This window comes from Catellatospora coxensis (assembly GCF_016862635.1).
Taxonomy (GTDB): domain Bacteria; phylum Actinomycetota; class Actinomycetes; order Mycobacteriales; family Micromonosporaceae; genus Catellatospora; species Catellatospora coxensis.
Genome location: NZ_BONI01000221.1, coordinates 1 through 515 on the forward strand (window position 1 = coordinate 1; position 515 = coordinate 515).

The window sequence follows — 515 nt, forward strand, 5'->3', positions numbered from 1 at the left end:
CGGCGGGACTCCGTTGATCGGGTCGCCGATCTCGAACACGAAAGTCTTTGTCCTCGATGAGCGGTTGCGGCCGGTGCCGGTCGGGGTGGCCGGTGAGCTGTACCTCGCCGGGGCGGGTGTGGCCGCCGGTTATCTGGGGCGTGCGGATCTGACGTCGGTGCGGTTCGTGGCGTGTCCGTTCGGTGCCGGTGAGCGGATGTACCGGACCGGTGACGTGGTGCGCTGGACGCCCGACGGTCAGCTGGACTACCTGGGCCGGGCCGATGACCAGGTGAAGGTGCGCGGGTTCCGGATCGAGCTCGGTGAGGTCGAAGCCGCGCTGTCCGGGCACGGGTCCGTGGGCGCGGTGGCGGTGGTCGTGCGCGAGGACAGGCCCGGGGACCGGCGTCTGGTCGGCTACGTGGTCGGGTCGGGCGGGACGGCCGTCGACGCTGCGGGGCTGCGCCGGTACGCCGCGACCCGGTTGCCGGAGTACATGGTGCCCGCGGCGATCGTCGTGCTCGACCGGCTTCCCC

Annotated in this window: 1 protein-coding gene; it reads left to right on the forward strand. The window is 72.2% G+C overall.

Going from position 1 to position 515, the window contains the following annotated elements; genetic code table 11:
• Positions 1-64: 64 nt before the first annotated feature.
• Positions 65-515, forward strand: a 451-nt coding sequence (locus Cco03nite_RS42120; RefSeq protein ID WP_444546540.1) for an AMP-binding enzyme, incomplete at its 3' end; no start/stop codon positions are given.